The organism is Faecalibacter rhinopitheci, assembly GCF_015234135.1.
GTDB lineage: Bacteria > Bacteroidota > Bacteroidia > Flavobacteriales > Weeksellaceae > Empedobacter > Empedobacter rhinopitheci.
Window position 1 is genome coordinate 1 of the sequence record NZ_JADGIK010000020.1, and the last position, 5,978, is coordinate 5,978.

Consider the following 5,978-nt stretch of genomic DNA (forward strand, 5'->3'; position numbering starts at 1 on the left):
TAAAGACAAAAATGCAGAAGACCGTTCGAAAGGCTTTTGAAAAGGAATTTAAGAAGCTTCCTAAGCTGATGAAAAAGTCGTTGACATACGATAATGGAACCGAAATGGCTCAGCATAAATTATTCACCAAAAACACCAAAGTACAGGTCTATTTTACTCATCCTTATTCACCTTGGGAAAGACCTACAAATGAAAATACAAATGGGCTTTTAAGGGATTATTTTACAAAAGGAACTGACCTTTCGATTTACTCTGAAAAACATCTCAAAAAAGTGCAACGTGAACTTAATGAAAGACCTCGAAAAGTGCTCGATGGATATTCCCCTGCACAAGTTTTTAATCAGATGATTATTCAACAAATAAAATAATCAAAATTTTTACTATTTTTATACTATCGTTGCATTAGCAACTTGAAACCGCCTTCTAAAACATTACTCTAAAATAATATTACATTTATGTTTGAATTAATTTGGATTTTATTAAATATAACAATATTTATATATTTCTTATTTGTATGCTTCGAAGTATTAAAGTATATTAAAAACAAAATAGGAATTCTAAAAACTGTAGTTTTAACGATTGGATTAATTTCTATAATTTCACAAAATTCATCAAATGAAAATAATTTCATTGACTTATCAAATAAACCTAACACATATACAGAAAAGTTTAAAATTGATGAATTAATTGAAAATAAAATTATCTCAAAAATAAATCTATCTATATTCTATATTAAGAAAAATAATGAAATAAAATTTACAGATGTCAAAACAGAAAAGTTAGGCATTATTGGTGGTACAGAATTGGAAATTCATTCTATAGCTTTTAATAAAACTGAAATTAATAAACAATACAATTATCGTTTGTATGCATCAAAAATTTGGAAAATTCTTGGGTTTAGAATTTATACAGAAAGTAAAGAATATGACGGCGAGTTTATAATAAAATGATAAAAGCCAGCAGCTAACATACTATTTGCAAAAAACGGGCTGAATGCTAACTTTTTAGTCATAATTTTCCGCTCGCAAAATTGCTTTTCTTAAAACAATATCCTAATTTAGTTTCAGCCAAGCAATTTGCTTGAACGGACGAACTTGAACTTCGTTCAATTTCTCTCACTTTCCTCGCAAATACTCGGCTCATTAGCAGAAATGTTTCAAAAAATTGTGCATAAATGAATATTACCAAATTAGACCAATTTGAAATAGAAAACATTGAAGATGTATTACCGATGTTTGAAGAAACTTTCAAAATCAAATTTGAAAATGACGAAACAGAAAAACTAAATAATTTTAATGAATTTAGTGATTTGATTATTTCAAAGATGAATTTAGAAAATGACAATTTATGTACAAGCCAAAGAGCATTTTATCAATTTAGAAACGCAATAGAAACTGAAAAAATAATTGCCAGAAATGTAATTAAGCCAGAAACTGATTTGAAAACTATTTTTCCAAAAAGAAATAGAAGAAAAATCGTAAAACAAATCGAAAATCAATTAGGTTATAAGATTGAAGTTTTAGCTCCAAGTCAAATAACTATTAATATTTTATTATTCGCGTTTATAATTTCTTTTATCGGTTTGTTTATCAATTGGCAAATCGCAATATTAGGTATTCTAATTTCAGTTTTAGGCTTTTACCTAACAAAATTTTCAAATAGATTAGATAAGCGAACAGTTCGAGAAATTATTGAAAAGAATACGGCTCAAAAATATTTTAAAATTAGAAATAGTGAAAATTCGTTTAATAAAAATGAATTTAAAGATATAATTTTAGAATGGTTTTCTGAAAAGGCTTGTATTAATAAAGAAAAACTAAAAAACTCAACATTTGCATAAAAATACTTCCTCTAACATTGTGTTGGCAAAATGCGGGGTTAAGTGCAAAATTGAACTTTTCGCCTTTTGCTTCGTGCGGTTAACTGCAAGCCTACCTAAACATATTTCCAAAATACTATAACAGAAAATTACATCAAGAAAATTATTGTTGAACATTCAAGGAATATTGCAAAGCATGAAATTCCACTTTCAGAAACGAAAAGATAACATTTTATTTTAACAGATAAAAATGGAAGTGGTAAAACACGTCTGCTTTTAAAATCAATAAATTTTAAAATTTCTTCATCTGATTTACTAATTAAAAAAGACTTCGGGTCTTTAAAAAAGAAGGTATTGTATTTTTCACACATCTTTACGAATACCGTATCAAATAACATGCTTATTTTTCAGCTTTTAAATCGCTTTTAAGAGCCTTTATTTACAATCCGATGTATCTAATTTTAAAACTATTTTGGATTGATTAATTTGATTAAAAAAATCTTTATTTTCTTTTCAATAGTATAGATTGAAATGAAATAGAAAATAAAAGATTATTGATCTAGTATGTTTTGAATTAATCATACAAAATGCCATTTAGAAGTAAAAAAGTTGGCGTGAAACTAAAATCAATCTGTTACTGAGGTACTCGGATACACATAACGCAGAAACACTCAGTCCACGCCAATATATGGCACAGGCGTAAGTTCTATCGAAAATTTTGGGTTATTTGAAGATTCCGAGTTTTCAGTAACCAAATTCCGATAGCTTACGCGTACATAATTCCTATTTAATAATGGTGTAAAGATCAAAAATGATTACTTAAATTTGTTTAAGAAATATTAATCTATGAAAATTCAAATCTTAAGTGATCTTCATTTAGAATTTGGAAGTACTTCCCTATCATTCGAAAATACTGATTTAATTATTTTAGCTGGAGACACTCACTTAGGCACGAAAGGAATTGAATGGTGCAAAAAGTATATTCCAAATAAGAAAATTATATACTTATTAGGAAATCACGAATACTACAAAGGTTCTTACCCTAAAACCTTATTAAAAATCAAAGAAGCTGCGTTAAACTCTAATATTACTGTTCTAGAAAATGATTTCATGGATATCGAAGGGATTCGTTTTCATGGATGTACATTATGGACTGATTTTTCAATATTTGGAGATCCTATGAAATATGGAATGATTTGTCAAAGCCAAATGAATGATTACAAATATATCAAACGAAATCCTTCTTATTCAAGAATGAGAACCATTGATATTTACCAAATTCATAATAAGTCTATTACATGGCTTGAAAAAAGTTTGAAGGATTCGATAGGTTTAAAAAATATTGTTATTACGCATCATGCACCAAGTATAAAATCAGTCCCAAAAGAATATATTACGGATGCTGTTACGTCTGCTTATGCTTCAAATTTGGAAAATTTTATTTTAGAACATCAACCAATGTATTGGATACATGGTCATATTCATACACCAAGTAGATATAAGATTGGAAATACTGAAATCATTTGTAATCCTCATGGATATATCAATGAAAAAGATAATGGATTTATTAAAGAACTGATTATAGAGTTGTAAAATCCCCCTAATATCCTACCAAATGTTTATTAAAATATATATTTTAGTATATTTGATTATTATAATATACATTATATGTTAGATTTCACCACCATAAAAGATGTAAAGAACACCATTGGCGAATGGTGTAAAAAAATGCGTAAAGCAGAACACTTAACACAACAAGAATTAGCCAATGAACTAGCTCTTTCTCGTTTAACAATTGCTAAACTTGAAAATGGAGAAAATCCTACGCTAGAAACTCTTTTGAAGGTCTTAAATTATTTTAACGAAATGAAATCAATCCATCAGTTTGTAACCGATAAAATTGAAAACTTGGATCATCAACAATCCATGTATTAATTATTGCAAAGAATCAAATTATTTAAGTGATATCGCTTTACTGAATATCTTTAAGATTGGCACTTCAGCTGGTGGTGCACGCTCTAAAATTTTTGTTTCAGAATTTAGCCCCCGCCTATGACTTAACCTATCCATTAGACGCTTTAAAAACTACCTAAGAATAGCAAGAGCAATGTCCGTAAATGTGAAAAGAACTGAGATTAATCGAGCTGATTTATTGAAAATAGCTGATTTATTTACAATTAAAGATGCTAACGGAATTATTGAGGAAGTTGTCACTGCAACTCAACAATTCAAAACCCTATGTCAAGAACATAAAATTCCAGAAAAAGTAATTGATAAAATCGAATCTGATTTTTTAAAGTTTTAATATAAAATACCTACTAAACATAATTAATATTCTATATACTAAAGATATAGCTTTAATATTATGAAAAAGGAAATAATAATATTTTTAAGTCACTATAGCTCTAGGATTAATTTACTTATTATCGAAAGAATTAATCTCTTTAAAATCATCGTTAAGCATTAGGATTGAAATATCAGTTTTGCTTTTTGGATAATTATCTAATTCAGATTGTTCAAAAGTGGTTAAATCATTTTTATAAGTAGGATCTTTTTTTGCATAGACGTGTTTATCAAAAAAACAATATATCCTAAAATTTCATGCTTAATATTCATTTGATCCGATAAATATTGGGCATAATGGATGATGGATTTTATATCTGAAAAATTTACATTAAAATCTACACGTTGTTTTGTAATTGTTACCCCTTCAGTACCATGAACAGGAATAATATAAACAATTTCAGGGTTTGCACTTAATATTGCCCATTCAGGGATAGCGTAGGTAAATTTATCTTCGTAATGTTTTTCAATTTTTTTTACGATGAGTTGAATAATTTCTTTACTGTTTTTATAAATTTTCATTTTTTTTTATAAATTTTAGGTTCAAAAAATCACATATAGAGTTACTTAAGATAAACATTATTATAGTCCACTACCCTAATACTTAAATCACTGATTTTCTGTCAGTGTAATTTTAAATAAATAAAATTTAAAATTCTTCACCTTTCAAGCCTTCTATTTTCGTTGAAAGGTGGTGATTCAGAATGGACAATCTTGTTTATTTTATTTCCCTAATTTTAAGATATTAATAATTATACCAATTAATTCATTTAATCTATTTTACCTCCTTTTAACTAATAATATTTATTTACTAATTTTATAGTCATATCAACACAACAATGACTATCCAAAACTAACTAAAAAAACTTAAACCGTCTTTACCAAACTGGTAATGCACGCGAACACTCGTACAGAGGCGATTCACAAACTTTATTAGCTTCTAATCTTCCCAGCTGATATTCTATAGACTAATGAGCCTGCTCGTGTGGCTTGTGTTGCTCCCGATTATGTCCTTACAAAAGGAAATGCTCATATTCCTGTGCGATATATCGAAGCAAAAGGCATTGGAGTAAAATTCGACAGTAAAAACGCTTAAAGAACAATTCGATAGATACCGTAATGGTTTATCCAACTTAATTATTACAGATTATATGCTATTTGATTTTACCGTGATGGTGAAAAAACAACAAGCATTTCGATTGCAGAATTAATTGAGGGTCTAAATAGGATTAATGAGAATTGGATTATCTAGACATGAAAATAATGGTGAAACGTTAGATTAGTACATACAATGTTAGATATGTTTTTATAAGAAGTAAGTTATAACACACTAATTAACCCTCAGTAAAAAAATAATCCCGAAAACAGTGTTTTTATCGGGATTTTCTGTGGTCCCACTTGGTCCAATTAATATTTCCGTAGTCCATTATCTATAAACACTTTGAAAAGTGTATTATGTTTTGGGTATCAAAATCTATATTAAATGATCTTTATATATGGATTCAAATTTGTCATTTTCCAATACTTGCACGAATTACTCGGCTTACTTCTTCTACTAATTCGGCTTGGTCTTTTGTATATTCATTATTGTAAACATTTACAATATTAATCAGTTTAAACGCCAATAAACGACGTTAACACTTATTTTTTAATGATCTCTATTTATTTCACTAATTGTAACTAATACTTAAAAGCACTAGCCACTAAAGTGACGTATGATGGTTTTGGACGTACAGATAAAGAATATTTACCAGGTGTAGTTGCTGGAATTAATTTTCCAAGTACGATTAATTATTCAAATTACCCAGAAACGGGA

General features: G+C 28.0%; 7 protein-coding genes. 6 read left to right on the plus strand and 1 reads right to left on the minus strand.

All coding sequences use genetic code 11. The annotated features are described in order from the left end of the window. From IM532_RS13310 to IM532_RS13335, 6 genes are all read left to right on the plus strand, one after another. On the plus strand, positions 1 to 368 hold a 368-nt coding region (locus tag IM532_RS13310), incomplete at its 5' end, for an IS30 family transposase (RefSeq protein WP_194183990.1). 87 nt (positions 369 to 455) lie between these two features. After that, positions 456 to 950, plus strand: a complete 495-nt coding sequence (locus IM532_RS13315) for a hypothetical protein (RefSeq protein ID WP_194183991.1) — start codon at positions 456 to 458, stop codon at positions 948 to 950. Positions 951 to 1,174: 224 nt separating this feature from the next. Further along, on the plus strand, positions 1,175 to 1,840 hold the full coding sequence (locus tag IM532_RS13320; RefSeq protein ID WP_194183992.1) for a sulfite exporter TauE/SafE family protein: 666 nt from the start codon (positions 1,175 to 1,177) through the stop codon (positions 1,838 to 1,840). 825 nt (positions 1,841 to 2,665) lie between these two features. Further along, entirely contained in the window at positions 2,666 to 3,412 is a 747-nt protein-coding gene (locus tag IM532_RS13325; RefSeq protein ID WP_194183993.1) for a metallophosphoesterase, read from the plus strand. Positions 3,413 to 3,487: 75 nt separating this feature from the next. Continuing rightward, the gene (locus tag IM532_RS13330) at positions 3,488 to 3,754 is read left to right on the plus strand and encodes a helix-turn-helix domain-containing protein (protein ID WP_194183994.1); all 267 of its coding nucleotides are present in this window, start codon (positions 3,488 to 3,490) and stop codon (positions 3,752 to 3,754) included. Positions 3,755 to 3,926: 172 nt separating this feature from the next. Next, complete coding sequence (locus IM532_RS13335; protein ID WP_194183995.1) at positions 3,927 to 4,124, plus strand: hypothetical protein; 198 nt, start codon at positions 3,927 to 3,929, stop codon at positions 4,122 to 4,124. Positions 4,125 to 4,345: 221 nt separating this feature from the next. Here IM532_RS13335 and IM532_RS13340 read toward each other — a convergent pair whose 3' ends face one another. Next, complete coding sequence (locus IM532_RS13340) at positions 4,346 to 4,684, minus strand: hypothetical protein (RefSeq protein WP_194183996.1); 339 nt, start codon at positions 4,682 to 4,684, stop codon at positions 4,346 to 4,348. Positions 4,685 to 5,978: the final 1,294 nt, after the last annotated feature.